The sequence below is a fragment of the Bradyrhizobium valentinum genome (assembly GCF_001440405.1).
GTDB classification, from domain to species: domain Bacteria; phylum Pseudomonadota; class Alphaproteobacteria; order Rhizobiales; family Xanthobacteraceae; genus Bradyrhizobium; species Bradyrhizobium valentinum.
In genome coordinates this window covers 79789-105143 of sequence record NZ_LLXX01000177.1, presented here as the reverse complement: position 1 = coordinate 105143, position 25355 = coordinate 79789, and the positions used below count along the sequence as shown (strand labels likewise).

The 25355-nt window shown below is 61.6% G+C and carries 21 protein-coding genes and 2 pseudogenes; 16 read left to right on the top strand and 7 right to left on the bottom strand.

Annotated features, from left to right (window positions below):
* Genes trbL through CP49_RS32600 form a run of 4 tightly spaced genes read left to right on the top strand, consistent with a single transcriptional unit; the run spans position 1 to position 4104 of the window.
* The gene (trbL, locus tag CP49_RS32615; protein ID WP_057854227.1) at positions 1-1254 is read left to right on the top strand and encodes a P-type conjugative transfer protein TrbL; all 1254 of its coding nucleotides are present in this window, start codon (positions 1-3) and stop codon (positions 1252-1254) included.
* Positions 1254-1937 carry a conjugal transfer protein TrbF gene (trbF, locus tag CP49_RS32610; RefSeq protein ID WP_057854226.1) on the top strand — a complete coding sequence of 228 codons (684 nt, stop codon included), beginning with the start codon at positions 1254-1256 and terminating at the stop codon, positions 1935-1937. Before trbL ends, trbF begins: the two co-directional genes overlap by 1 nt.
* Positions 1938-1969: 32 nt before the next feature.
* Entirely contained in the window at positions 1970-2914 is a 945-nt protein-coding gene (gene trbG, locus CP49_RS32605; RefSeq protein WP_057854225.1) for a P-type conjugative transfer protein TrbG, read from the top strand.
* Positions 2914-4104: a TraB/TrbI/VirB10 family type IV secretion system protein gene (locus tag CP49_RS32600; protein WP_057854224.1), complete on the top strand. Its 1191-nt coding sequence runs from the start codon at positions 2914-2916 to the stop codon at positions 4102-4104. The genes trbG and CP49_RS32600 overlap by 1 nt, the downstream gene beginning before the upstream one ends.
* 188 nt (positions 4105-4292) lie before the next feature.
* Here CP49_RS32600 and CP49_RS32595 read toward each other — a convergent pair whose 3' ends face one another.
* From CP49_RS32595 to CP49_RS32585, 3 genes are all read right to left on the bottom strand, one after another.
* The gene (locus CP49_RS32595; protein WP_057854223.1) at positions 4293-4721 is read right to left on the bottom strand and encodes a GlcG/HbpS family heme-binding protein; all 429 of its coding nucleotides are present in this window, start codon (positions 4719-4721) and stop codon (positions 4293-4295) included.
* A 28-nt stretch (positions 4722-4749) separates the two neighbouring features.
* Positions 4750-7692: an FAD-binding and (Fe-S)-binding domain-containing protein gene (locus CP49_RS32590; protein WP_057854251.1), complete on the bottom strand. Its 2943-nt coding sequence runs from the start codon at positions 7690-7692 to the stop codon at positions 4750-4752.
* Positions 7693-7790: 98 nt separating this feature from the next.
* A complete protein-coding gene (locus tag CP49_RS32585; protein ID WP_057854222.1) occupies positions 7791-8522 on the bottom strand; it encodes a GntR family transcriptional regulator in 732 nt (243 codons plus the stop codon).
* Positions 8523-8642: 120 nt separating this feature from the next.
* Between CP49_RS32585 and CP49_RS32580 the strand changes: the two genes are divergently transcribed.
* The 3 genes from CP49_RS32580 to CP49_RS32570 all read left to right on the top strand — a co-directional run bounded on the left by CP49_RS32580 (position 8643) and on the right by CP49_RS32570 (position 12020).
* Entirely contained in the window at positions 8643-9845 is a 1203-nt protein-coding gene (locus CP49_RS32580; protein ID WP_057854221.1) for a pyridoxal-phosphate-dependent aminotransferase family protein, read from the top strand.
* Positions 9846-9987: 142 nt separating this feature from the next.
* Positions 9988-11187: a pyridoxal-phosphate-dependent aminotransferase family protein gene (locus tag CP49_RS32575; RefSeq protein ID WP_057854220.1), complete on the top strand. Its 1200-nt coding sequence runs from the start codon at positions 9988-9990 to the stop codon at positions 11185-11187.
* A gap of 35 nt (positions 11188-11222) precedes the next feature.
* Complete coding sequence (locus tag CP49_RS32570; RefSeq protein ID WP_057854219.1) at positions 11223-12020, top strand: enoyl-CoA hydratase/isomerase family protein; 798 nt, start codon at positions 11223-11225, stop codon at positions 12018-12020.
* A 24-nt stretch (positions 12021-12044) separates the two neighbouring features.
* Here CP49_RS32570 and CP49_RS32565 read toward each other — a convergent pair whose 3' ends face one another.
* The gene (locus CP49_RS32565; RefSeq protein WP_057854218.1) at positions 12045-12374 is read right to left on the bottom strand and encodes a hypothetical protein; all 330 of its coding nucleotides are present in this window, start codon (positions 12372-12374) and stop codon (positions 12045-12047) included.
* Between the two features lie 702 nt (positions 12375-13076).
* Here CP49_RS32565 and CP49_RS32560 point away from each other — a divergent pair.
* Positions 13077-14054, top strand: a complete 978-nt coding sequence (locus tag CP49_RS32560; RefSeq protein ID WP_057854250.1) for a Bug family tripartite tricarboxylate transporter substrate binding protein — start codon at positions 13077-13079, stop codon at positions 14052-14054.
* An 8-nt stretch (positions 14055-14062) separates the two neighbouring features.
* Here CP49_RS32560 and CP49_RS32555 read toward each other — a convergent pair whose 3' ends face one another.
* Complete coding sequence (locus tag CP49_RS32555) at positions 14063-14713, bottom strand: class II aldolase/adducin family protein (protein ID WP_057854217.1); 651 nt, start codon at positions 14711-14713, stop codon at positions 14063-14065.
* Positions 14714-14804: 91 nt separating this feature from the next.
* Here CP49_RS32555 and CP49_RS32550 point away from each other — a divergent pair, with 91 nt between their 5' ends.
* From CP49_RS32550 to CP49_RS32535, 4 genes are all read left to right on the top strand, one after another.
* A complete protein-coding gene (locus tag CP49_RS32550) occupies positions 14805-15680 on the top strand; it encodes an S-methyl-5'-thioadenosine phosphorylase (protein ID WP_057854216.1) in 876 nt (291 codons plus the stop codon).
* A complete protein-coding gene (mtnA, locus tag CP49_RS32545; protein WP_057854215.1) occupies positions 15677-16780 on the top strand; it encodes an S-methyl-5-thioribose-1-phosphate isomerase in 1104 nt (367 codons plus the stop codon). The genes CP49_RS32550 and mtnA overlap by 4 nt, the downstream gene beginning before the upstream one ends.
* Before the next feature lie 58 nt (positions 16781-16838).
* Positions 16839-17381 (top strand): tripartite tricarboxylate transporter TctB family protein, encoded by a 543-nt coding sequence (locus CP49_RS32540; protein WP_057854214.1) that lies wholly within the window; start codon positions 16839-16841, stop codon positions 17379-17381.
* A 123-nt stretch (positions 17382-17504) separates the two neighbouring features.
* Positions 17505-19016, top strand: coding sequence for a tripartite tricarboxylate transporter permease (locus tag CP49_RS32535; protein ID WP_057854213.1), 1512 nt, complete (start codon positions 17505-17507; stop codon positions 19014-19016).
* A 699-nt stretch (positions 19017-19715) separates the two neighbouring features.
* Here CP49_RS32535 and CP49_RS48110 read toward each other — a convergent pair.
* Entirely contained in the window at positions 19716-20039 is a 324-nt protein-coding gene (locus tag CP49_RS48110; protein ID WP_245310978.1) for a hypothetical protein, read from the bottom strand.
* A gap of 112 nt (positions 20040-20151) precedes the next feature.
* On the opposite strand from CP49_RS48110, the gene CP49_RS48105 reads away from it, so the two are divergent.
* The 3 genes and pseudogenes from CP49_RS48105 to CP49_RS32515 form a co-directional block, all read left to right on the top strand.
* Positions 20152-20670 carry a tyrosine-type recombinase/integrase gene (locus CP49_RS48105; RefSeq protein ID WP_057854211.1) on the top strand — a complete coding sequence of 173 codons (519 nt, stop codon included), beginning with the start codon at positions 20152-20154 and terminating at the stop codon, positions 20668-20670.
* 346 nt (positions 20671-21016) lie between these two features.
* Positions 21017-23041 (top strand): acyltransferase family protein, encoded by a 2025-nt coding sequence (locus CP49_RS32520; protein WP_057854210.1) that lies wholly within the window; start codon positions 21017-21019, stop codon positions 23039-23041.
* Between the two features lie 93 nt (positions 23042-23134).
* Positions 23135-23337: pseudogene (locus CP49_RS32515) on the top strand (SOS response-associated peptidase); the annotation flags it as partial.
* 211 nt (positions 23338-23548) lie between these two features.
* Here the strand turns inward: CP49_RS32515 and CP49_RS32510 are convergent.
* Positions 23549-24917: pseudogene (locus tag CP49_RS32510) on the bottom strand (transposase).
* 194 nt (positions 24918-25111) lie between these two features.
* On the opposite strand from CP49_RS32510, the gene CP49_RS43660 reads away from it, so the two are divergent.
* Positions 25112-25355, top strand: a 244-nt coding sequence (locus CP49_RS43660; protein WP_245310976.1) for a recombinase family protein, incomplete at its 3' end; no start/stop codon positions are given.

Sequence of the window (25355 nt, the reverse complement as noted above, 5' to 3'; positions counted from 1 at the left end):
ATGGGTGGCACCGGCGTCATTGACCGATTTCTGGAAACGTTTACCCGCTATATCGACAGCGGCTTCGGACTGCTCGGAAGCGAAGTCGGCTTCCTCGCGACCACGCTGGCCGCAATCGATATCACGCTCGCCGCCCTGTTCTGGTCCTGGGGTACTGACGAGGATATCATCGCTCGCCTTGTGAAGAAGACGTTGTTCGTTGGCGTCTTCGCTTACCTGATCGGCAACTGGAACAATCTCGCCCGCATCGTTTTCGAGAGCTTTGCCGGTCTCGGCCTCAAGGCCTCTGGCACAGGACTGTCCTCGGCTGAATTCCTCCGTCCGGGGCGGATTGCACAGGTCGGTATCGATGCGGGGCGACCGATTCTGGAGTCGATCTCGGGATTGATGGGCTATGTCAGCTTCTTCGAGAACTTCATCCAGATCGTTGTGCTGCTGTTCGTCTGGGTGGTCGTGCTGCTCGCCTTCTTCATTTTGGCAATCCAGCTATTTGTCACCTTGATTGAATTCAAGCTGACGACGCTCGCTGGCTTCGTCCTGATCCCGTTTGGGCTATTCGGCAAGACGGCCTTCGCCGCTGAACGCGTGCTCGGCAACGTTATCTCGTCTGGCGTCAAGATCATGGTGCTCGCCGTCATCGTCGGCATCGGCTCGACGCTGTTTTCGCAGTTTACCGCAGGCGCTAGCGGTGCACAGATCGGCATTGAAGATGCCATGGCCCTGGTGCTCGCCGCCTTAGCGCTGCTGGGCCTGGGAATCTTTGGGCCCGGCATCGCCAATGGCATCGTGTCCGGCGGTCCGCAACTTGGCGCTGGAGCCGCCGCGGGCACGGGGTTAGCTGCCGGCGGGGTCGTGGTGGCCGGAGCGGGTGTTGCTGCAGGCAGCGCCGGTGCACTCGCAGGTGCCGCACGTGGAACTGCGGCGCTAGCGGGTAGTGCGAGCGGCGTGCTTCGGGCGAGCGGTTTGGCCGGCGCCGCGGATGCCGGCGCGTCCGCCACAACGAGTCCGCTTCGCCGCGCTGCGGCAACTTCTAGTGGCAGCTCGGCATCAACCGGCGGCACTGTAGCCGGCGAAGCCGCCGCAGCCCAGACTGCTGCGAGTTCTTCATCTGCGGACACTCAATCCAGATGGGCATGGCGCATCAAGCGCATTCAGACCATGCGTCATGGGGCGTCCGCCGCGACCAACGCCGTTCGCTCTGCCGATCAAGGTGGAGGAGGTGCCTCCGTCGATCTCTCGGAAGGAAAGCGGTGATGTTAAAGCGACCATCCGTTCATTATGGCCGCACGCCCGCGCCCGTAACGCCCTATCAGAAAGCGGCGCAAGTGTGGGACGAGCGCATTGGCTCGGCGCGGGTGCAGGCCAAAAACTGGCGACTTATAGCCTTCGGTTCTCTGATCCTGTCGGCAGGACTTGCATCAGGTCTCGTCTGGCAATCCACACAGGGAAGCATTACCCCCTGGGTCATCGAGGTCGATCGTCTCGGCCAGGCAGAGGCGGTTAGCCCAGCCAATCCCTTCTATCAGCCAACCGATCCGCAGATTGCCTTTCATTTGGCACGCTTCATCGAGAATGTGCGCGGTCTGTCGGCCGATGCCATCGTGCTGCGTCAGGACTGGCTGCGCGCCTACGACTTTACGACCGATCGCGGCGCCGCCGCCCTCAATGACCACGCCCGCGTCAACGATCCCTTTGCCAAACTCGGCAAGCTGCAGATCGCAGTGGAAATATCCAGCGTCATCCGTGCCTCGCCGGAGAGCTTTCGCGTCGCCTGGCTCGAGCGCCGCTATGAAAACGGTCAGCTTGCCGCTACCGAACGCTGGACCGCCATCCTCACCCTCGTGATCGAAACCCCGCGTGATGCCGATCGCCTGCGCAAGAATCCGCTCGGGGTCTATGTCAATGCCATCAACTGGTCGAAGGAGGTCGGGCAGTGAACGAGCCGACAATCAAAATCGCTAGCCGAAGTATGGGCAAGATCATGTGTCCCGTGCTCTTTGCTTACCTAGTTGCACTCAGCGGCTGTACCACTTTCAAGCCACCGCAGATCAGCTACGATGCCGATGTCCCGCCGCTTCCCGGTCCACCATTGTTGGCGGAGGGCCGTCCACGGTCGCAGCACGTTCCACCGTCTTGGACGCCAGCCAAAGGAGGCAAGAAAGGGGTGGCGGAGGCGAAAGAGCCTGTCGCCCGGATCGAGACCGCCAATGATGCCGCACGCGTCGAGCCCCGGAAGGAGGGCTACTTCAACGCGGTGCAGGTATTTCCGTTCAGTCCCGGCGCCCTCTATCAGATTTATGCCGCTCCGGGGCAGATTACCGACATCGCGCTCGAGCCCGGTGAGCAGCTTACGGGTTCAGGTCCGATATCGGCCGGCGACACCGTGCGTTGGGTTGTCGGCGACACCGAAAGCGGAAGTGGCGACACCAGACGCGTCCATATCATGGTCAAGCCGACACGGTCCTCGATCGAGACCAATCTCGTGGTCAACACTGACCGGCGCACCTATCTGATCGAGCTGCGATCGCGTGAGAAGCCCTACATGCCCTCGGTGGCCTGGTTCTATCCCGAGGATCGGATGGCGCGCGCAGAGGCCGTTGCGCCGACGCCAGTCCTTCCCGAGCCTTCTCAGCGTCGCTACCGGTACACCATCGAAGGCGATGATCCGCCCTGGCGGCCGGTCGGTGCCTATGACGACGGTCGCAAGGTCTATGTGGAATTCTCTCCTGGCATAGTTCAGGGCGAGATGCCGCCGCTATTCGTCATCGGTCCGGATGGCAAGCCTGAAATCATCAATTACCGAACCTATCGTAATGTGCTGATTGTCGATCGGCTATTTGCCGCGGCTGAGCTGCGGCTTGGTGGCGATGCCCAGCAAAAAGTTCGGATCGTTAGAAGCGACCGGAGGTCTTGATGACCAGCACCGACGCGAATAGTGCCGGCAGCCCTCATTCGACCGCGCCGAAGACATCCGAGGAAGTTGTTCGCTCTTTGCGCCTCCGCCCAGAACGCCCGCCTGTTAAGCGTCTGTCGCGTAAGATTTTGGCTAGCGGGACAGCATTGGCACTCCTTCTGGTCCCTGCAGCCGTCCTCTGGGCCTTGCAGAACGATCGTACACGCGGGCCTGCATCCGAGGAACTCTACAGCACTGATCACCACAATGTAGCCGATGGCTTGGCCGGACTGCCGCGCGACTATGCAGGCGTTCCGCGCGACGTGCCTCGCCTTGGACCGCCGTTGCCCGGCGATCTCGGTCGTCCAATCGTTGCGGCTCAAGCTCAGTCAGGTCCGCTAGCGGCCGATGCCGAGCAGCAGCGAATGAACCAGGAAAGCGAGGCCGCGCGCATCAGCAAGGTCTTTGCGTCAACGAATGCTCGACCACCCGCGGCAATCACTCCCGCTGAGACCACCCCGAATGCTGTGGCATCGCCCGATGAGGCCTATGCTCAGAACGGACAAGATCGCAAGCTCGCGTTCATCAATGCCTCGATAGATCGCCGGACCACGAGCCCCGATCGTGTGACGAAGCCGGCTTCGCCTTACGTCGTGCAGGCTGGGTCCGTGATCCCCGCTGCGCTTATTACGGGGCTTAGGTCCGATCTGCCGGGGCAAATCACCGCGCAGGTGACGGAGAACATCTATGACACGCCGACGGGACGCTCGCTGCTAATCCCCCAAGGAGCGCGGCTGATCGGAATTTACGACAGTCAGGTTGCCTTCGGCCAGTCGCGCGTCCTCTTGGTCTGGACACGTCTCATCATGCCGAATGGCCGATCGATCATCCTTGAGCGCCAGCCCGCTGCCGACGTCGGAGGATATTCGGGGCTGCTAGACGAAGTCGATCATCATTGGGGCGAGCTGTTCAAGGCGGGGCTGCTGTCAACCTTGCTCAGCGTCGGGGCGGAGCTCGGCTCCGATGCCGGCAACAGTGACAGTGGTATCCTCCAGGCGCTTCGCCGTGGGGCGGGGGGCACTTTCAGCCAGACCGGCCAACAGATCGTTCGGCGTAACCTCAACATGCAGCCTACCCTGACAATCCGGCCGGGTTTCCCGGTGCGGGTAATCGTCAATCGTGATCTGGTCCTTGAACCATACAGAGTGTGAGGGGTCGGTGATCCGTTCCTACCGTGAATTAGAGCAGGGCAAACACGGACAACACTCCGATTGACCACTCAATTATGGCCAAAGACCTTTGTTCTTATTGATCTTTGGGCGCGAGACTCATAGGGCTTCGTACGAAGCTGGCTGCAGACATAACAGCCTACTGACGGGTGCCCGGCCGTGGACGACCGTTACCCCACATTCGCCTTCAGTCCGGCGGCTTCGATGCCGGCGACCGCGCAAGCCTCGTCGTTATCAGACGTATCGCCGCTGACCCCGACCGCTCCAAGCAACGTCGTGCCGTCCATGATCAGTACGCCGCCGGGCACCGGCACGAGGCGGCCATGTGCAAGCGTATTTACCGCATCGACGAAATAAGCCTGCTCCTGGGCGCGCTGGAACAGTGCCCGCGATCCCATGCCCATAGCAAGCGCGCCATAGGCCTTGCCGTGCGCGATTTCGGCCCGCATCAGGCTGGTGCCGTCCTGCGCCGCTGTTACCTTCACACAGCCGCGAACATCCAGAATGGTGATGACCAGCGGCTTCAGCTTTTTCTCAACGCCTTTCGCCAGGGCGGCATCGAGAATTTTGCGGGCGACGTCGAGGGTGAGTTCAGCCATAAATCAGTTCCTTTGTGATTGAGCGGGATTAATGGTTGGGCCGCGCGCTGTCGAGGCTCATCGCGAGCACCCGGGCAACGTGCAATGCTGCACGGTTCGTGCCATCCTTGATCTGGTGCCGGCACGAGGTGCCGTCGGCTACGATCAGCGTAGCCGCATCGGCGCGGCGCACCGTCGGTAGCAGCGACAGTTCGGCCATTTCGATCGAAGCCTGATAGGTGTCGGCGCCATAGCCGAACGCTCCGGCCATGCCACAGCAGCTCGAATCGATAATTTCGACTCCGAGGTCGGGAATGAGGCGAAGCACCTTTTCGACCGGCTTGAACGCGCCGAATGATTTTTGATGGCAGTGGCCGTGAACCAGCGCTTTCGCCGGTACGGCGCCGAGCGGGAGCTTCAGACGTCCGGCTTCCGCCTCGCGAACCAGGAATTCCTCGAACAACAACGCGTGCGCACTGACTCTCTTGGCGTCGTCGTCCAGGCGCAGCGAGAGCAGCTCGTCGCGCAGCGTCAGGAGACAGCTCGGCTCCAGCCCGACGATCGGCACGCCCCGCGCGGCAAATGGGGCGTAGGTCGCGACCAGGCGGTCCAGTTCGCTGCGCGCCTGTTCGACCAGGCCCGCGGACAGGAACGTCCGCCCGCAGCACAGTGGACGGCTGCGGTCGATGGGCCGTGGAATATGCACGCGATATCCGCCTTCAATCAAAACACGCAAGGCAGCGTCGAGATTCTCACGCTCATAGATGCGGTTGAAGGTATCGGCGAACAGCGCGACCTCGGGGCCATCTGCCGGGCCGAATACTTCCACATCGGGTCTGAACACATCGCGGCGGAACGCGGGCAGGGCGCGCTTCGCGCTGATGCCGGCAAACTTCTCGAACAACGAACGCAGCAACGGACTGTTGTTGCGCCAATTGGCGAGCGGAGCGAAGCGAGAGGCCAGGTCCGCATAGCGCGGCAGATAGCCGACCAGCCGGTCGCGCAGCGAAAGGCCATGTTTCTCCGCGCGGGCGGCCAGCACTTCGATCTTCATCTTGGCCATGTCGACGCCGGTCGGGCATTCATGACGGCACGCTTTGCAGGAAACGCAGAGCTTGAGCGTCTCCATCATCTCGTCGGAGGCCAGTGCATCGGGCCCCAATTGGCCGGAAATCGCCAGCCGCAACGTATTGGCACGGCCTCGCGTGACATCCTTTTCGCTGCGGGTCGCGCGATAAGACGGGCACATCACGCCGCCCTCGAGCTTTCGGCAGGCGCCGTTATTGTTGCACATCTCAACCGCGCCCTGAAAGCCGCCGCCCGCGCCGGGATAGGCTGACCAGTCCAGCACGGTCTTGAGCTCGGCGACGCGGTAGTCCGGCGAAAAGCGAAACAGCGAACGGTCGTCCATTTTTGGCGGATCGACGATCTTGCCGGGATTGAGCAAATTCTCCGGGTCGAAACGCTGCTTGACCTCCCTGAAATCGGCGACGATGCGCGAGCCGAACATCGCTTCATGAAATTCGGAACGAACCAGGCCGTCGCCATGCTCGCCGGAGTGCGAGCCCTTATATTCGCGCACCATCTCGAAGGTCTCTTCGGCGATGGCGCGCATCGCCTTGACGTCCTTCTCGAGCTTCAAATTGAGGACAGGGCGAACATGCAGGCAGCCTTCGGAGGCGTGCGCATACATGGTGCCGCGGGTGCCGTGTTTGGCGAAGATGGCGTTGAGCCGTTCGGTGTAGTCCGCGAGGTGCGGCAGCGGCACCGCGCAATCCTCAACGAAGGAGACCGGCTTGCCTTCCTGCTTCATCGACATCATGACGTTGAGGCCGGCGGCGCGGAAATCGGCGATGCCGGTCTGCAGTGCGGGCTCGGTGATGTCGACGACGCCACCCCATTTGCGTTGCGGTCTGTCCCAGCCAAAGCCGAGATCGGCCATCAGTTCGCCGAGCTGTTTTAGGCGATGCAGGTTTTCGGCCTGATCTTCCTCGGCGAATTCTACGACCAGCACCGCGTCGGGATCGCCGCGCACGGCGGTGCCGATGATCGGCTTGAACATCGCGATGTCGCGGCCGAGCGCAATCATGGTGCGGTCGACCAGTTCCACCGCGATTGGCCGCAGTTTCACCAGATGCTGCGCCGCGTCCATCGCCTCATAGAAGCTGCCGAAATGGCAGACGCCCAGCACCTTGTTGCGGATCACAGGCCATAGTTTGAGCTCGACCTGTGTGGTGAAGGCCAGCGTGCCTTCGGAGCCGACCAGAAGATGCGCCATGTTGTTCGGCGCATTGCGCGGCACCAGCGCATCGAGATTGTAACCGCCGACGCGGCGCTGCACCTTGGGAAATCGCTCTGATATCTCTGCGGCCTCGCGTTCGCCGAGATCGAGCATGTCACGGAACAGGGCGAGCCCGCTTTGGGGTGAGTTCACCCGCGCCAGATCCCGCGGCACCTCGCCGAAATGCAAGAGCGTGCCATCGACCAGCGCTGCATCCATCGACAGCGTATTATCGCGCATGGTGCCGTAGCGCAGTGAACGGCCGCCGCAGGAATTGTTGCCGGCCATGCCGCCGATCGTGGCGCGTGACGCGGTCGAGACGTCGACCGGAAACCAGAGCCCGTATTTTTTGAGCTGGCGGTTGAGATCGTCGAGCACGATGCCGGGCTCGACCACACAGGTGCAGTTTTCGACATCGAGCGAGAGGATGCGGTTCAGGTGCTTTGAAAAGTCGACAACAATTCCCTCGTTGACGGTCTGGCCGCATTGCGAGGTCCCGCCGCCGCGCGGGGTGACGATTCGGCCGGCATCCCTGGCGATCGATAGCGCCCGCAGCGCCTCGTCCATGGTCCTGGGAACCACCACGCCCAGGGGCAGGATCTGGTAGAACGAGGCGTCGGTCGCGTAGCGGCCGCGGTTGAAGGCGTCGAAAAGGACGTCGCCGGTCATGTTTGTCCGCAGGCGTCGCTCGAGCGTTGAGGCGTTCTTCATGCCAAATCCAAAGCGATCCAAGAGGGCTGGTGCGATCCCTCAGCGGGATTATGCACTTTTCCTCTGGTGAACTACATTATGAATTCATAATCGGCAAGCTAGCTGTCCGCGGGCGCCGCTGCGATGTCATCCCCAACCGCAGCCAGATGCTCGATGGCGGCGGTTCGCTTGTTACGCAAATGCTGGAACAGGATATCGCTCAGCTCGCTTCCGGCGCGGCGGCGCAGCGCATCCAGGATCGCTTCGTGCTCGCGCATGGCCTCGCCCCAGCGCTGCCGCTTGCGCGCGAAGTTGGCGGAATAGCGGACGCGGCGGATCCGGCCGGCAAAACTCGCGTAGGCCGCGCGCAGGGTCTCGTTGCGCGCAGCAGCAACGATGCTCTCGTGGATGCGCTGGTTGACGTGAAAATACCCGTGCATGTCGCTATTGAGATAGTGGCCATACATCTCGTAGTGCAGCCGCTCGATCGTAGCGATTTCCTCGTCCGTGATGGCCTCGCAGGCAAGGCGTCCGGCGAGGCTTTCCAACCCCGCCATTATATCGAACAGTTCCTCCAGATCCCGCTTGCCGAGTTGGCGTACCCGCGCGCCGCGGTTGGGCTGGAGCTCGATCAAGCCCTCCGCAGCGAGCACCTTGAGCGCCTCGCGCAGCGGCGTTCTGGAGATTCCAAGCATCTCGCAGAGCTGCCGTTCGGGAACGCGTGCACCTTCTGGAATGTTGCCTTCGACCACGTAATCGCGAAGTCGCAGCAGGATTTCGCCGTGAAGCGAAGCCTCCTGGCGATCGGACTGGGTGATCGGTACCCCGGCTTCGGGAATCGTGGATTTCATTTGCATAACAATAGTTTGCGAAATCTGCAGCGTCGACGATCCAGATTGAATACCAAAATTAAGTTGAAAAGACAAAAAATGAATGCAAAATGATCCCTCAAGACGTTTTGGGAGGTTGTCATGCGGCAAGGACGGCATTTTCTGCAGATTCCAGGGCCCAGCCCGGTCCCGGACCGGATTCTTCGCGCGATGGACATGCCCGTGATTGATCACCGGAGCACCCAGTTCGCCGAACTCGGGCGGGCGGTGCTTGAGGGCAGCCAGCGGATTTTCCAGACCTCCGGACCGGTGGTGATCTTCCCGTCATCAGGGACAGGCGCCTGGGAGGCCGCGATCGTCAACACCCTGTCGCCCGGCGACAAGGTCCTGATGGCGGAGACTGGTCACTTTGCAACCCTGTGGCGCCAGATGGCGGGCCGCTTCGGGATCGAGGTCGATTTCATTCCCGGTGATTGGCGTCGCGGCGCCGAGCCCGCCCAGATCGAGGCCAGGCTCGCAGGCGATGCCGCACACGCGATCAAGGCGGTGATGGTCGTCCATAACGAGACCTCCACCGGCGCGACCAGCCGTATCGCCGACATCCGCGCCGCGATCGACCGGACCGGACATCCCGCTTTGTTGATGGTCGACACCATCTCCTCGCTCGGGTCGGTCGACTACCGACATGACGAGTGGAAGGTCGATGTCAGCGTCAGTTGCTCGCAAAAGGGCTTCATGCTGCCGCCCGGCCTCGGCTTCAACGCGATCTCGGAGAAGGCCCGCGCCGCCGCCAGAACCAACCGGATGCCGCGCTCCTATTTTGATTGGGAGGAGATGCTGAAGCCGAACGCGAAGGGTTTTTTTCCGTATACGCCGGCGACAAACCTGCTCTATGGGCTGCGTGAGGCGATTGCGATGCTGCTCGAGGAGGGGCTCGACAATGTGTTCGCGCGTCACCAGAGGCTCGCCGCAGCGACTCGAGCGGCGGTCAATCATTGGGGGCTGGAGGTGCTGTGCCAGGAACCCCAGGAGTATTCGCCCGTGCTGACCGCCGTGCTGATGCCGCCGGGACACGACGCCGATCAATTTCGTCAGGTCGTGCTCGACAACTACAACATGTCGCTCGGCGCAGGCCTGTCGAAAGTCGCGGGCAAGGTGTTCCGCATCGGCCATCTCGGCGAATGCAATGAGCTCACGCTGCTCGGTGCGTTGACCGGCGTGGAGATGGGGCTGTCGGTCGCCGGCGTTCCGCATCGTTCCGGAGGCGTCGATGCCGCGATGAAGTATCTGGAGCAGCGCCCGCAAGACAATTCCCCGGCGCATCTCAAGGTCGTCGGCAGCTAGCCGGCAGCTCGCGCCTGCCGGGAGGCACCGCTCCAGCCCTGCTCCTTATGCATTGACGTGCTGCGTCCTTCGGGCGACAAGCCCGCCAAATGGTGATATTCGAGCGGCTCGAAACGCCAAGGCAAGACCGGGAAGGACGCCCATGACCGTGCATACTGGAAAGCATTTTCTGCAGATTCCGGGACCGACCAACGTGCCGGACCGGGTGCTGCGCGCTATGGATATGCCGACCTTGGACCACCGGGGTCCCGAGTTTGCCGAGGTCGGGTACGCCGTTCTGGCGGCCATGCAGCGGGTGTTTCGCACCAAGCAGCCGGTGATCATCTTTCCCTCGTCCGGCACTGGCGCCTGGGAGGCGGCTCTCGTCAACACGCTGCAGCCCGGCGACAAGGTTCTGATGGCCGAAACCGGGCAGTTCGCCGTTCTGTGGCACGGCATCGCCGACAAGTTCAAGCTCGAAGTGGATTTCATTCCCGGCGACTGGCGTCACGGCGCCGACCTCGAGCAGATCGAGGCGCGGCTGTCGGCCGACAAGGCGCACAAGATCAAGGCCGTTTGCGTGGTTCACAACGAGACCTCGACCGGCTGCGTCACCCATCCGCAGGACGTCCGCAAGATTCTCGACCGCGTCAACCATCCGGCATTGCTGATGGTCGACACCATCTCGGGTCTCGGATCGCTGGAATATGAGCACGATGCCTGGGGCATCGACGTGTCGGTGGCCGGCTCGCAGAAGGGCCTGATGCTGCCGCCGGGGCTTGGCTTCAACGCCATCTCAGAAAAGGCGCTTGCAGTGGCGAAAGCCAATCCTGCCATGCGCTCCTACTGGGACTGGCAGGAGGTCATCGCGATCAACAAGGCGGGCACCTGGCCCTACACGCCGGCAACGAACCTGCTGTTCGGCCTGCGCGAGGCGATCAAGATGCTCGAGGAGGAGGGGCTGGAGAATGTCTTCGCCCGGCACAAGCGCCATAGCGCCGCGACGCGCGCGGCGATCAAGGTGTGGGGGCTGGAAACGCAATGTCAGGAGCAGGGCGCGCACTCGCCCGCGCTGACTGGCGTCGTCATGCCGGAAGGCCATGACGCCGATAATTTCCGCAAGGTCGTGCTGGAAAATTTCGACATGTCGCTCGGCACCGGCCTGAACAAGATCAAGGGCCGGGTGTTCCGGATCGGCCACATCGGGCACTTCAATGACCTGATGATGATGGGCACGCTGTCGGGCGTCGAGATGGGTCTCGATCTCGCCAAGGTGCCTCATCGCGGCGGCGGCGTGTTGGCGGCGATGGAAGTGCTCAAGGGGCGCGACGTCGTCGCGATGCCGAAGGCTGCCGTTGCCTGAGATCGTTTGATCGAAACAAGATAGAGAGAGCTGCGATGAACGCTCCGGTAGCTGCGACCGAAGACCTGATTTATTCCGTCGAGGACGGCATCGCCCGGCTGACGTTCAACCGTCCGCAAGCGCGCAACGCGCTGACCTTTGCTATGTACGAGCAAATGGCGGCGATCTGCGAGACCATCAACAATGATCGCTCGATCAAGGCGATGATCCTGACCGGCGCGGGCGACAAAGCGTTCGCGTCGGGCACCGACATCTCGCAGTTCCGTGCCTTCAAGACCGCACAGGATGCGCTCGACTACGAGGCGCGGATTGACCGCGTGCTCGGTGCGCTGGAGGCGTGCCGCGTTCCGACGATCGCGGCGATTGCCGGCGCCTGCACCGGCGGCGGCGCGGGGATCGCGGCGTGCTGCGACATCCGTATCGGCACTGAGACGACACGGATAGGATTTCCGATAGCGCGCACGCTCGGCAACTGCTTGTCGATGTCGAATATTTCCAGGCTGGTATCGCTGGTAGGTCCCGCACGGACCAAAGACCTGATCTTCAAGGCGCGGCTGGTCGAGGCACCGGAAGCGCTGGCGCTCGGGCTGCTCAACGAAGTGGTGCCGGACGTCGCGACGTTGCAGCGACGCGCCGACGAAACGGCAAAGCTCGTCGCCAGCCATGCGCCGATCACGCTCGAGGTCACCAAGGAAGCGGTGCGCCGCATCCGGCGAACGTTGACCCGCGACGAGGGCGAAGACCTGATCCTGCGCGCCTATATGAGCGAGGATTTCCGCGAGGGCATGGACGCATTCCTCAACAAGCGCTCGCCGAACTGGAAAGGCAAATAGGGCACAAGCGGTCAGAACCGCCCACTATGGTTTGGCAGCCTTTCTTGCCAGTTCCATACCCAGGTCGAGCGCTGCGATACCTATTCTGTCTGAAGGGGTTGCGAGGCAACGTTGATCCATCCACGCGACGATCGCGTCGAAGTCGCCGCCACCAACCATGTCCCGCTCGCCGCTGATGTTCAGGCCACTGATGAATCCAACCAGCCAGGATTCAAAGCTTCCTTTGACGACCGCATTCTTTTTGCGATTAGTCCAAGCCGTACAGGATTGAGAGCCTGCGCCAATTATTGACGAGCCGGCGTCCGCGACGGTGGAAAGACAAGCCAGGACCAAACCAATCGCGAACGCCTTCATGCTTCCTCGTTAGCGCGTCATTTGTCGGACCGCAGCACAATAGGATGGCTATGGCTTTTTGAGGCAAAGACCAATGGCAGGAGCGGTGGCGCACTTGGCGCCATCGGGTGCGCCGCCAGACGGGCAGAACACCGACACCAGATTTTCACTTGCATCGCAACTGACCTCGCGGTCGGCCTGGACCGACCTGATGGAAGTAGCAGCCGGTCCGGGATCGCCCTTTGCTCCGGGCGCACCCTGCGGTCCCTGTGGTCCTTGAGGACCCTGTTGCCCTTGCGGACCTTGTTGTCCTTGAGGGCCGGGCACGCCTTGCAAGCCCTGCGCGCCCTGCGGCCCGGCGGGTCCTTGAGGGCCAGGATCCCCTTTCGGTCCTGGATCCCGTCCACACCCGGCGAGGGTCACCGTCGCCCCCATGAGGACGGCCATCAAAATCCTTCTCATTCGGTTGCTCCACCTGATTATCCTTGCAACGTGCATTAGATGGGCCCACACGCAGCCGTGCAACGGAAAAGCCGCGGGCTTGAATCGGCTGCTTCCAGCTACGAGGCTGTTGCTGAAGGGGCTTGCGCCTCATGCGAAAGTCATAGGCGGCGCATTGCGGTGCAGCTTGAACTCTGGTCGGTTCGCTCGCACAATGGCGTGGCGGGCAATGATAATTTTTCTAAATACAACAATGACATATGGGAGAAACTCGTGGGACAGATGCTGAAAGCCGCGGCCGCCTTGACGGCCATGATCGCAAGCACCCCGGCGCTTGCCGCCTGGGAGCCAACCAAGCCGGTCGAAATCGTGGTTGCAGCCGGCGCGGGCGGCGCCTCGGACCAGATGGCGCGGATGATGCAAGCGGCAATTCAGAAGAACAATCTGATGAAGCAGCCGATGGTGGTGTCGCTCAAGGGCGGGGCGTCCGGCGCCGAGGCGCTGATGTACATGAAGTCCAGCGACGGCGATCCCAACAAGGTGCTGATCGCCTATTCCCTGATCTACATGCTGCCGCTGTCGGCCAAGATCCCCTTCAACTGGCGCGACCTGACGCCGGTATCGGTCGTTGCGATGGACCAATTCGTGCTGTGGGACAATGCCGACGGACCGAAGACGGTGAAGGAATTCATCGCGGCCGCCAAGGCTGCAAGCTCGCCGTTCAAGATGGGTGGTACCGGCTCCAAGCGCGAGGATCACGTGTTGACCGTGTTTATGGAGCAGAAGACCGGCGCGAAATTCTCCTATCTGCCGTACAAGTCCGGCGGCGAGGCGGCGACGCAACTGGTCGGCAAGCACACCGAAGCCAACGTCAACAACCCTTCCGAGAATCTGGAAGTCTGGCGCGCTGGCCAGGTCCGTGCGCTGTGCGTGTTCGACAAGGAGCGCATCTCCTACAAGACCAAGGTCACCGAAACGCAATCGTGGAACGACATCCCGACCTGCAAGGAGGAGGGGCTCGACGTGCAGTACCTGATGCTGCGCGCGATGTTCCTGCCCGGCAAGGTGACACCTGAACAGCAGGCGTTCTATGTCGACCTGTTTCAGAAGGTGACGCAGACGGCGGAGTACAAGGACTATATGGAGAAGCAGGCGCTCAAGCCGATCTTCCTGACTGGCAAGGACATGCTGAAGTTCCTCGAGGAGGACGACAAGCTCAACAACTCGCTGATGAACGAAGCGGGCTTCGTCGCGAAGTAGGCCGATCGTTATTTGTCGGCAGGACCGTACCCTGCGATCCTGCCGAGAACGTTTTCGATCTCTGCCTTCGAGAGCAGCCGCGGTGTCCCGATCTGCATACAGCCGTGATATTGCCGGGCCAGCGTTTCGACTTCGACGGCAAGCCACATCGCTTTCGAAAGCGATGCGCCGACAGCGATCATGCCATGGTGTTCCAGCAGGCAGGCCTGCCTGCCTTCCAGCGCGCGCACGGCGTGCTCTGAAAGCTCTTGCGTGCCGAAGGTCGCGTAGGGCGCGAGGCGGATGGTGTCGCCGCCGGCACACGCGATCATGTAGTGTATCGCTGGAATTTCCAGGCCCATGATGGCGAGGATCGTCGAATAGGGTGGGTGGGCATGGACCACAGCATTGACTTCGGGCCGGGCTCTCAGGATGTCGAGGTGAAATCGCCACTCGCTTGACGGTCGCTGGGCGGGATCGTGCGAGCCATCCAGGCCCATGAATACGATCTGCTCGGGTTGCATTGCCTCGTAGGGCGTGCTGGTCGGCGTGATCAGCAGGCCCTCGCCGTGGCGCAGGCTGATATTTCCCGATGTTCCCTGATTGATGCCGAGCGCGTTCATGCTGCGGCATGCATCGACGATGGATTGACGTTTTTCCCTGTCGTTCCTGGCCGGCATTTTGAGACCCCTTGCAACCGCACGACAATGCTTGATTATTGCGTCGCAGTATAGTCGAACATCTTGCGTGAAATCCTGACTGGGAGAAGTCATGACGCGTGCCGTGCTTGGCATCATCGGCGGATCCGGCATCTACGACCTGCCGGGGCTGGAGGACGTCCGCGAGGAGACCATCGAGAGCCCCTGGGGCGAGCCGTCCGCAGCCCTGACGCGCGGCGTTATCGCCGGGCTGCCGATTGTGTTCCTGCCGCGGCACGGCAAGGGACATGTGCTTTCGCCCTCCGACATCAACTACCGCGCCAATATCGACGTGCTGAAGCGGGCAGGGGTCACCGACCTGGTTTCGCTCTCGGCCTGCGGTTCGTTCAGGGAGGAGTTGCCGCCGGGCATCTTCGTGCTGGTCGATCAGTTCGTCGACCGAACCTACAAGCGCGAGAGTTCCTTTTTCGGCAAGGGCTGCGTCGCTCACGTCTCGATGGCCCATCCGGTGTCGCCGCGGCTGCATGTGCACCTCGTGGCGGCCGCCAAGGCTGAACGTATCGAAGCGGTGCAGGGCGGCACGTATGTGTGCATGGAAGGCCCGCAATTCTCCAGCCTCGCCGAGAGCCTGACGTACAAGGCCCAGGGCCATTCGGTGATCGGCATGACCAACATGCCCGAGGCAAAACTCGCCCGTGAGGCCGAGATCTGCTACGCCAGCGTGGCGATGGTCACCGATTTCGATTGCTGGCATCCCGATCACGACGCCGTCACCGTTCAGGACATCATTCGCGTGCTGAACTCGAATGCCGGGAAGGCCAAGGCGCTCGTTGCGCGTCTCGCCAGGGATTTTCCGCGCGAGCACGAGCCTTGTCCTGTTGGATCGGACAAGGCGCTCGACACCGCACTGATCACGGCGCCGGAAGCGCGCGATGTCAGGTTGCTCGCCAAGCTCGACGCGGTGGCCGGAAGGGTGCTGAACTCATGAAGGTGGACGGCCGGCATTTTCGCAGCATCTGGCTCGAGGACGACGGCTGGACGGTCGGCGCGATCGACCAGCGGCGGTTGCCGCATGAATTCGTGGTGGCGCATATCGCGAGCGCCGAGGACGCGACCGAGGCTATCCGTTCCATGCTGGTGCGCGGTGCGCCGCTGATTGGCGCCACTGCGGCTTACGGCATGGCACTCGCCATGCGGACGGGCGCTTCCGATCCGGCGCTCGACCGCGCCTATGCCATGTTGCTGGCGGCGCGGCCGACGGCGATCAATCTGAAATGGGCGCTCGACGAGATGCAACGGTTGCTTCGACCGCTGCCGGCGTCGGAGCGTGCCGCGGCGGCCTATAAGCGCGCGGGCGAAATCGCCGAGGAGGACGTCGCGATCAACCAGGGGATCGGCCGGCACGGGCTGGCGCTGATCGAACAGATCGCGGCGAGGAAGCGGCCGGGCGAGCCCGTCAACATCCTGACCCATTGCAACGCCGGCTGGCTCGCCACCGTCGACTGGGGCACCGCGACGGCCCCGATCTACCTCGCGCATGATCGAGGCCTGAAGGTCCATGTCTGGGTCGACGAGACCCGGCCGCGCAATCAGGGCGCCTCGCTGACCGCATGGGAACTTGGCCATCACGGCGTGCCGCATACGGTCATCGCCGACAACACGGGCGGCCACCTGATGCAGCACCGCATGGTCGATCTCGCGATCGTCGGCACCGACCGGGTGACCGCCAGCGGCGACGTCTGCAACAAGATCGGCACCTACCTGAAGGCGCTCGCCGCGCACGACAACGGCGTGCCGTTCTATGTTGCACTGCCGTCGCCGACCATCGACTTTAGTATCGATGACGGCATCAGGCAGATTCCGATCGAGCAGCGCAGCACGGAGGAAGTCGCGACCATGACCGGCCGCACCGCCGACGGACGCGTCGAGACCGTGCGCGTGGTTCCCGATGGCTCGCCTGTGGCCAATTACGCCTTCGATGTCACGCCGGCGCGGCTGGTGACGGGGCTGATCACCGAACGCGGCCTGCTGCGTCCCGAGCGTGCTGCACTTGCGAGCGCATTCCCGGAGCGCAGCGCCGGACATTGACGCCAGCGACATCGGCACGTATCCCCGTTCGATACCGTATCGGGGGGTCATCGTCTCCATGTCTAACACCGACATCGAAATCGTCGTCGAGGATCCAAGCGCGCCCGAGGCGGACTCGCCTCAGGTAGCGAGCGTTCGCGCGGTCGATGTGGTCGTCTGCCTCCTGCTGCTCGCGCTCGCGCTGACGCTCGGGTACGACAACTGGCGCACGGGAGCCGGCTGGGAAACGACCGGCCCGCAGTCCGGCTATTTTCCGTTCTATCTTTCGATCATCCTCGGCGGTGCCAGCCTTTATGGACTGGTCGCCGCGTTCCTTTCGCGCAAGGAGGCTTCTGAGGTCTTCGTGACGCGGGCGCAGCTTCGGCGCGTGATGGCGGTATTGGTGCCGACGGTGCTGTTCTGCCTCGCCATGCAGTTTCTCGGGCTCTATGTCGCGAGCTTCCTCCTGATCGCCGGTTTCATGCGTATGGTCGGCAAGATCGCGCTGTGGAAGTCGCTGCTCACCGCCTTCGTATTCACCGCCGTGATGTTCGTGACCTTCGACATCGCTTTCGACGTCATCATGCCAAAGGGCCCGCTCGAAGCGGCGCTCGGCCGCTAACGGGTTTGGCATGACTCCTTCCGTCATTGCGAGGAGCGAAGCGACGAAGCAATCCATTCTTGCTTTGCTGCACCAGGGATTGCTTCGCTTCGCTCGCAATGACGAACTGCTTGGGATTACCTGATGGAAGCGCTCGGCCTCTTGATGCACGGCTTCGCCGTGCTGCTGACCTGGAAAACGCTGCTGCTGATGATGCTCGGGCTGGTGCTCGGCATTTTCGTAGGCGTGCTGCCCGGCCTCGGCGGTCCCAACGGCGTGGCGATCCTGCTGCCGCTGACGTTTACGATGGATCCGACCTCGGCCATCGTGATGCTGTCGTGCATCTATTGGGGCGCGCTGTTCGGCGGCGCCATCACCTCGATCCTGTTCAACATCCCCGGCGAGGCCTGGTCGGTCGCGACCACCTTCGACGGATATCCGATGGCGCAGCAGGGCAGGGCGGCGGAAGCGCTGACCGCAGCCTTCACCTCGTCGTTCATCGGCTCGCTGGTCGCGGTGATGCTGATCACCTTCCTGGCGCCGATGATCTCGTCGTTCGCGCTGAAATTTGGACCGCCGGAATTCTTTGCGGTGTACCTCTTGACCTTCTGCTCCTTTGTCGGCCTCGGCCGCGAAGCCAAGCACAAGACGGTCATTTCGATGTCGCTCGGCCTCTTGCTCGCCGGCATCGGCATGGACACCGTATCCGGCCAGTTGCGGATGACCTTCGGTTCGGCGGAACTGTTGCGCGGCGTCAACTTCCTGGTCGCGGTGATCGGCCTGTTCGGCATCAGCGAAATCCTCTTGACCATGGAGGAGCGGCTCGCGCTGCGCGGCCATGCCGCCGGCATTTCGTTGCGCGTGGTGCTGTCGGTCTGGAAGGACTTGCCGAAATATTGGGTGACGCTGTTTCGCTCCTCCTTCATCGGCTGCTGGCTCGGCATTACCCCGGGCGGCGCGATCGCTGCGTCCTTCATGGGCTACAACCTTGCCAAGCGCTTCTCGAAGGATCAGGACAGCTTTGGCAAGGGCCGCATCGAGGGCGTGTTCGCGCCGGAGACTGCGGCGCACGCTTCCGGCACCGCGGCGCTGCTGCCGATGCTTGCGCTCGGCATTCCCGGCTCCGGCACGGCGGCGATCCTGCTCGGCGGATTGATGGTGTGGGGCCTCAATCCCGGGCCGCTGTTGTTCGTCGAGCATAAGGACTTTGTCTGGGGCCTGATCGCGTCGATGTATCTGGGCAATGTCGTCGGTCTCGTGCTGGTGCTGACGACGGTGCCGATCTTTGCCTCCATCCTGCGCGTGCCGTTCGCGGCGGTCGCGCCGATGATCGTGGTGTCCTGCGCGATCGGCGCTTACGCGATCCAGAACGCGATGTTCGATATCTGGCTGATGCTGGGTTTCGGCGTTGTCGGCTACGCATTTAAGAAGATCGGAATTCCGCTCGCGCCGTTCACGCTGGCGCTGGTGCTCGGCAACCGCGCCGAGGACGCCTTCCGCCTGTCGATGATCGGCTCCGGCGGCGACATGAAAGTGTTCTGGTCGAACGGCTTGGTCGGTTCGATCACGACACTTGCGATCGTGCTGCTGTTCTGGCCCGTCATCGACAAAGCGTTTGGCAGCGTCACGCGCATGCTGCGGCCGGCGAAGGCGTAGCGATACGGATCGGCCTTTCGTCGTCATCGCGAGTGAAACGAAGCAATCCATTTCGCGGCTTGCGGAGGCATGGATTGCTTCGCTGCGCTCGCAATGACGGGTGGACATACCTTCGCCCTCTCGCGGCGCTGATCACCCGAGGTTTGCATCTAGTCTTGCCCCCTTGGAGAGCAGAGGGCGCAGGGAAGACTGGGTGCTTGCTGCACCCGCGGTCTCGCGTGCGATGTGCGCAAACAAAAGTGCACACGAGCATACAGGGCAGCGGGAGCATTCCGGCCTTTCAGTGAAACACGCCGAAACTACGAAAAGCCTTTAAAACAACTACATTTCGCCTAGCCTGTTTCGGGGTGCTTCGGCGGGTTTCGCCAAATCTAGGGCCCGGCCCAAAGGCCAGCCCTGTTGGTCAAACCCTTTAGGAGCCTGAAACCGCAATGGATACTACCACAACCGCCGAACCCGCTGGCAAGCGAGCGCGCAATGGCAGCGTGATCCTCACCAATCGCCTCTGCGAGAAGCGGGTCGCCAAGCGGGTCAAAATCTATGACCGCAAATGCCCTGGCCTCTACGTCAGCATCACCACGGCCGGCGTTGCGACCTTTTCCTTCAAGTTCACGACAAGCAAACCGGCAAGCAACGGACGGGATGGCTGGGCCTCTATAACCCAGAAACCTTTACCGTCGAGGATGTCCGCAGCAAGGTCTACGGCCTCAAGGGCATGGCGGCGACACGCTGGCCGAGACCTTCCGCGAGCGCAAGGCGGAGAAGGCCAAACGAGGCGAGACCGTTGACGAGATCATCCAGGAGCGGATCGAGTGGATGAAGACGCCGGTCCGCAAGCCGGACGGGGAAATGCGGCCCCGGATCGAAACTTGGGACAACGTAGCCAGCCACCTTCGGCGCTTCATCAGCCCCTGGCTTGGCAAGAAGATCGCGGGCGACATCACCAAGCACGACATCGCGACGCTGTCGAACGACATCGTTGCCGGCAAGCTCGGCGTTCCGTCGATAGCCAACGCCCGTCACATGCGCCGCGCCGCGTCGGGCCTTTTCAATTGGGCGGCGGAAGCGGGCCGCGACTATGTAACCGCCAGCTCTTGCGTCAACCTGCCGAAGCTCGAACCCGGAGCATCCGCGCATGCGCGTTCTTTCGGAGGACGAGATCAGGATTTTTTGGCACGGCCTCGACCGCGACGACCTGCCTTGGGATCGCAAGACCTGTCTCGCGCTCAAGTTCGAGTTGGTCACCATGCTGCGCTCAGGCGAACTGCTGGCCGCGCGTCGGGACGAACTGTTCGAACTGGACGAGGAAAATCCGCGCTTTGACGTGCCGCTGAAACGAGTGAAGAAGCGGCGCGTGATCCAGCAGCCGCTGTCGAGCCTCGCGGTAGAGATCATCAAGGAGGCGCTGATCAGCGACAAGCAGCAATTCGTGTTTGCCAGCCCGTTCGGTGACCAGCCGATGAACCGCAGGGTGATGGCGACGGCGCTGCGCGGCACGAAGTGCAAGGGCAAGGTGAAAAGGCTCGGTATCTGCGCGCTGCTTGGTCTGCGGCCGTTCACGCCGCACGATCTGCGCCGGATGGCGTCGCGGCGGAGCTTCGGCGACCCTGCACCAATGAAACAAGCGGAACCCGAACTGCGTCTCGTCACCTGACCCCTCCTGCGGGTGCGGCGCCGATCCGGCCGCAGAGCCCGATCCCATCTCTGGATCGGGCTCTGCTTTTGAAACACCGCGAAACGCGCCATTTGGGCCGCTGGGCGCTTAACGGGCGCGCGGGGGGAAATGGTCCGGGCTCAGGCGCAGCCATCTGGTAGCACCGCGGCCAACAAAGATTTCAGCCAGCGACCCGCCGTCCACTTGGTGGCCGGGAGAGCGCAAGGCGAAAACAGCGACCCGTAGAAATACGGCCGCTAGCAATTTTCTGAAAGACAACCCGCTCAGCTTCAGCTAATAGCGCGGTACCCGGAATTTGTCCGGTGAAGTGGGTTGGGGAACCCTATTGTCTTACTCTATTGCCGGCGCGCAACCGCTGTTGCGGGTCGATGCGCGCCTAACGGCGACGAAGGCCTTTCGGCTAGATATCAACGCGCTCCGGGCGCTTTCCGTAGTAGCTGTACTTGGCTATCATTTTCAGATGCCAGGGTTCGCCGGGGGATTCGTCGGCGTCGATGTCTTCCTCGTCATAACGGGCTACCTGATGACCGGTAAGGTCATAAACGACCTGAGCCTAAGTCGTTTCTCCTTCCATGACTTCAGCATGATGCGGATGCGCCGAATCTATCCCGCGCTGGTGGTTGTGGTCGTTTCGTCCGCCGTCGCAGGCTGGTTTGTGACCTTGCCGGGCGAGTACTTAAGGCACCTTCGGCAGGCATGTTACGCGCTTTTGTTTCTGTCGAATTTTACGTTCGACAATGACAACGGCTATTTCGCAATGGCCGCCCAGACTAAGCCGCTCTTGCACACTTGGTCTCTGTCGCTCGAGTGGCAATTTTATATCTGGATGCCGCTAGTCGTATGCCTGGTCTGGCGCGTGGCTTCCGGTTCGAAATCCAAGCTCAGCGCGATTATTTTTGCGCTAGCGACGGTTTCTGCAGCCTCTTTGGCTTGGTGTCTGTGGCAAAGCCAACACGACGCCATGGGGTCCGCCTTCTTCTCACTCCGTGCGAGGGCTTGGGAGCCGTTAGCCGGCGGTCTGATTGCTGCTCAAGAGATTCGGCGCAGAGTGAACGGCGATAGCGAAGCGTCCTGGCTGAAGACGCCAATCGTCGCATTATCAGGCTGGGTGCTGCTCGTGGGTTGCATCGCTTACCCTCTCCCGGAATCGAAATGGCCCGGCGTCCTGACAATCCTGCCGATCTTGGGCGCGTCCATGATTGTCGGGGCACGACAGGGAGCCAGTGAAGGCGGTTTGTTGGGAATGTCTCCCATTCAGCGCATAGGCGATTGGTCCTATTCGATTTACCTCTGGCACTGGCCTATCTGGGTCTTTGCATTAAGCTGGCTCTCCCTACGCGGCTATAGTGTCGATGCCGCACAGAAGACCCTGATGGTTCTGGCGTCGCTAGCACTCGGCGCAGTTTCTTTTCGATATGTCGAGCAACCATTCAGGGTTAGGCGAGACATCTGGACGCCTCACCGTTTGATGGTGTGTTCCGGCGTGGTGTTCGCTTTGTTACTCGGATTGACGACGATGGCAGTTCTAACCACTGGCTTTCCAAGCCGGCTGCCGGAATATTTGTTGCCGGCCGAAGTGGCCAGAAAGACCGACACACCGCGAGACGAGTGCTTCAGAAATTCGAACTCGATCAAGAAGGCGACCGAGACCTATTGCAGTTTCGGAAGCGCGGAGACCCCCGGCAGGCCTTCCGCAATATTGTGGGGAGATTCATTCGCCAATCAGTACCTTGAGCCAGTCTCCGCCGCTGCCCTCGCGAATCGGATACACGGACTGATCGCCACACAGAGCGCGTGTCGGGCCTTCATCGACAATCCCATACGGAACGCTGGAGATCAGCCGCCATGCCGACAGTTTAACCGTAGCACACTGGACTTCGTCCTAGCTCAAGGTCAGCCTAGCATTGTAGTGCTTGGAAGTAACTGGGGAGATGCTCGCGAAATCTCCGCCCTGATCGACAAACTGCTTGCTTCGGACAAGACGGTTGTTCTGATCATGCCGCTACTAAACATTGGCTTCGACGTGCCGCAGAAATGGTTCGAAAATCAACTGAGAGCAGGTCGAGCGATAGATGAATGGAAGCTCGAAGCTGACCCTGGTCTGACAATGAGCGACCTACGGCATGAGATTGCTCAAGCGCTAAGCAAGCATCAAGACAATGCGCGGCTCATTAAGGTAGATCCACAGGCCATAGTCTGTGAGGCGGATCAGTGCTATCTGGTCAGAAACGGCCAATCCAATTTCCGGGATACAGCCCATATCTCCAATGTCAATGCAATGCAGTTCAAAGGCGCGTTCGAGTCCGCTTTTAGGTTAGCCGTCCACGCCGGAACTGAGACAAAAGATTAACTGAGCGCCGCGATACCCATATTGGTAGCGACACGATGAAATCTCTATTCGCTCACCACGTACCAGGAAGCCATTCGAGCGGTGTTTCGCCTGATCGACCGCTATGTCGGCAACCTGCCGCCGATGCCAGGGGTCTTTCCGGATTATCCGGCTCCGGTGGTACGCAACGCCGAGGCTGAGCGCGAAATGGCGATGATGCGGTGGGCATGCCGCCACCGCCGCGAACCGGCGGCCCGCCTGTCACCAACATCCGCAATACGGCGTCGCCGCACTGGCGGGGATGGCTAAAGCCGGAAAAGGGCGGCGCCATCCTGCTTCGGGGACTGATGAAACACATCATGTCCGCTTTCGAGGGGTAAACCGGGCATCGAGTGGTGTTGAGGCTGAACTCAGCTTTTGACCGATTTTGTTGCAAAAGTCGGCTGCTGCCGATGGTCGACCTGCCATTTCATTCAGAACGGCCGGCTTTGATCTGCCGGCCCTGACGCTCTCTACGCAACTACCACGCTACGCAATACACAGGGCCCCAGCGGGTGGCGGCCGGGCGACCAGCGAGGCGAGCCGTCGCAGGTTCTGGGCGATAGCGGCCAGAACAATCTCATCCTGGGCGCCTCGTGGACCGCGCAGTCGAAGCCGGCCGAGCTTGAGGATGCGCTTGAGGTGCGCAAACCGCATCTCGATCTTCTTGCGCTCGCGCCGCGACTGCTCAAAGTCCTCGGTGCCAACGAACGATCGGGCGACGTCGCGGGCATGCTCATGGATATCGCGCGGGATCTTGCGTGATGGCTCTTTTGGGCAGCACTTGGGTTTGAGTGGGCATACATAGCAGTCGAGCTTGCTGGCGCGACACAGAAGCGTCTTGCCCTCATGGACTGGGCCACTTGTCCCAAGCTGCTTTCCGCCCGGGCAGTGGTAGACGTCGCCGGTCGGATCATATCGAAAGTCGCCGCGCGAGAAGGTGCCATCGTCCCGCTTCGACTTGTCGTTCACCGGAATATGGGGCGCGATACCCTTCTCCTCGACCAGCCAGTTCAGCATCGGAGCCGCCCCGTAAGCGGTATCGGCCGCAAGCCTATCCGGCTTGAGGCCGAAGCGCTCTTCCGTCCGCTCGATCATGGTCTTCGCCGCACCGACCTCGGCCTGGCGAATGGAGCGGGAGGCCTCGACGTCTACGATAACGCCAAACTTCACGTCAATGATAGTTGTCGGAGTAAGCGAAGAATGCCGGTCCCTTGTGAGCTCCGGTCCACTGGGCCGCGGGATCGGAAGGCGAAACGAACTTCGGAACAACGTCGCTGGTGGCGCCCCATGCCGTATCGTCGAGGGTCGCCAGATACTCCTTCACCGCGCGGCTGGACCTCTTGGGATCACGATCCCTGCGCCAATCCTGACCCGCGATCGAACGCTGCTTGTTGGCGTCGGCCGCAATCAGGCTCGCATCGACTGCAAAGCCTTCGCCACCGACCAGACCGGCCGCAATGCACGCCTCGACGACACGCTCAAACACGCGGCGAAAAACGTCTCCCTCGCGGAAGCGCTCGTTACGGGCGCGTGAGAACGCCGAATGATCCGGGATGGCGTCCTCGATGCCGAGCTTGCAAAACCAGCGATAGGCGAGGTTCACCTGCACCTCGCGACAGATCAGCCGCTCCGAACGGATTGCAAAGACATACCCCACGACCAGCATCCGGATCATCAGTTCCGGATCGATCGACGGCCGACCCATGGACGAATAGTGAGGTGCAAGTTCGCTGCGAAGCCAGGACAGATCGAGAGCAGTGTCGATCTTACGTACCAGATGGTCTTCAGGAACCGCGTCGCCAAGACGAAACTCGTAGAACAGTTGACCTTGGTCACTCTTCAGACGGCCCATCATGGATCGACCTCGCCGAGATTCGCGTCAACGTAACGGAATCACGGTTCGTCGCCTGCCTCAACCGACTTTTGCAACAAAATCGACCCAATGCCTACCGCGATCTGCCGCTCTACCTGAGCGGGAAACATCAGTGGAAATCACGAAGCGAGGTAGTACTCTGTCGGTGTCACCACGATTCGAGCTAGGGAGAGACCATGTCCCACCGTCTCGCATCACAAGATGGTCCGATCCGCGCTGCGCAATATTTGCGCATGTCGTCGGAAAACCAACGATACTCAACCGAAAATCAGCAGAATGCGATTGCAGAGTATGCCGAGCAGCATGGTTATGCTGTCGTCGCATCATACATTGACGCTGGGAAGAGTGCCCTCTCACTTAAAATTCGAGTTTTGGCGCAACGGCTTTTGGCGCTCTCCAGCCGGTGCGATGTCGGTCACC

Excerpts from the sequence above, each read along its gene's own strand:
- trbL (WP_057854227.1), top strand. The coding sequence starts at position 1 with ATGGGTGGCACCGGCGTCATTGACCGATTTCTGGAAACGTTTACCCGC.
- trbF (WP_057854226.1), top strand. The coding sequence starts at position 1,254 with ATGTTAAAGCGACCATCCGTTCATTATGGCCGCACGCCCGCGCCCGTA.
- trbG (WP_057854225.1), top strand. The coding sequence starts at position 1,970 with ATGGGCAAGATCATGTGTCCCGTGCTCTTTGCTTACCTAGTTGCACTC.
- CP49_RS32600 (WP_057854224.1), top strand. The coding sequence starts at position 2,914 with ATGACCAGCACCGACGCGAATAGTGCCGGCAGCCCTCATTCGACCGCG.
- CP49_RS32595 (WP_057854223.1), bottom strand. The coding sequence starts at position 4,721 with ATGGCTGAACTCACCCTCGACGTCGCCCGCAAAATTCTCGATGCCGCC.
- CP49_RS32590 (WP_057854251.1), bottom strand. The coding sequence starts at position 7,692 with ATGAAGAACGCCTCAACGCTCGAGCGACGCCTGCGGACAAACATGACC.
- CP49_RS32585 (WP_057854222.1), bottom strand. The coding sequence starts at position 8,522 with ATGAAATCCACGATTCCCGAAGCCGGGGTACCGATCACCCAGTCCGAT.
- CP49_RS32580 (WP_057854221.1), top strand. The coding sequence starts at position 8,643 with ATGCGGCAAGGACGGCATTTTCTGCAGATTCCAGGGCCCAGCCCGGTC.
- CP49_RS32575 (WP_057854220.1), top strand. The coding sequence starts at position 9,988 with ATGACCGTGCATACTGGAAAGCATTTTCTGCAGATTCCGGGACCGACC.
- CP49_RS32570 (WP_057854219.1), top strand. The coding sequence starts at position 11,223 with ATGAACGCTCCGGTAGCTGCGACCGAAGACCTGATTTATTCCGTCGAG.
- CP49_RS32565 (WP_057854218.1), bottom strand. The coding sequence starts at position 12,374 with ATGAAGGCGTTCGCGATTGGTTTGGTCCTGGCTTGTCTTTCCACCGTC.
- CP49_RS32560 (WP_057854250.1), top strand. The coding sequence starts at position 13,077 with ATGCTGAAAGCCGCGGCCGCCTTGACGGCCATGATCGCAAGCACCCCG.
- CP49_RS32555 (WP_057854217.1), bottom strand. The coding sequence starts at position 14,713 with ATGCCGGCCAGGAACGACAGGGAAAAACGTCAATCCATCGTCGATGCA.
- CP49_RS32550 (WP_057854216.1), top strand. The coding sequence starts at position 14,805 with ATGACGCGTGCCGTGCTTGGCATCATCGGCGGATCCGGCATCTACGAC.
- mtnA (WP_057854215.1), top strand. The coding sequence starts at position 15,677 with ATGAAGGTGGACGGCCGGCATTTTCGCAGCATCTGGCTCGAGGACGAC.
- CP49_RS32540 (WP_057854214.1), top strand. The coding sequence starts at position 16,839 with ATGTCTAACACCGACATCGAAATCGTCGTCGAGGATCCAAGCGCGCCC.
- CP49_RS32535 (WP_057854213.1), top strand. The coding sequence starts at position 17,505 with ATGGAAGCGCTCGGCCTCTTGATGCACGGCTTCGCCGTGCTGCTGACC.
- CP49_RS48105 (WP_057854211.1), top strand. The coding sequence starts at position 20,152 with ATGCGCGTTCTTTCGGAGGACGAGATCAGGATTTTTTGGCACGGCCTC.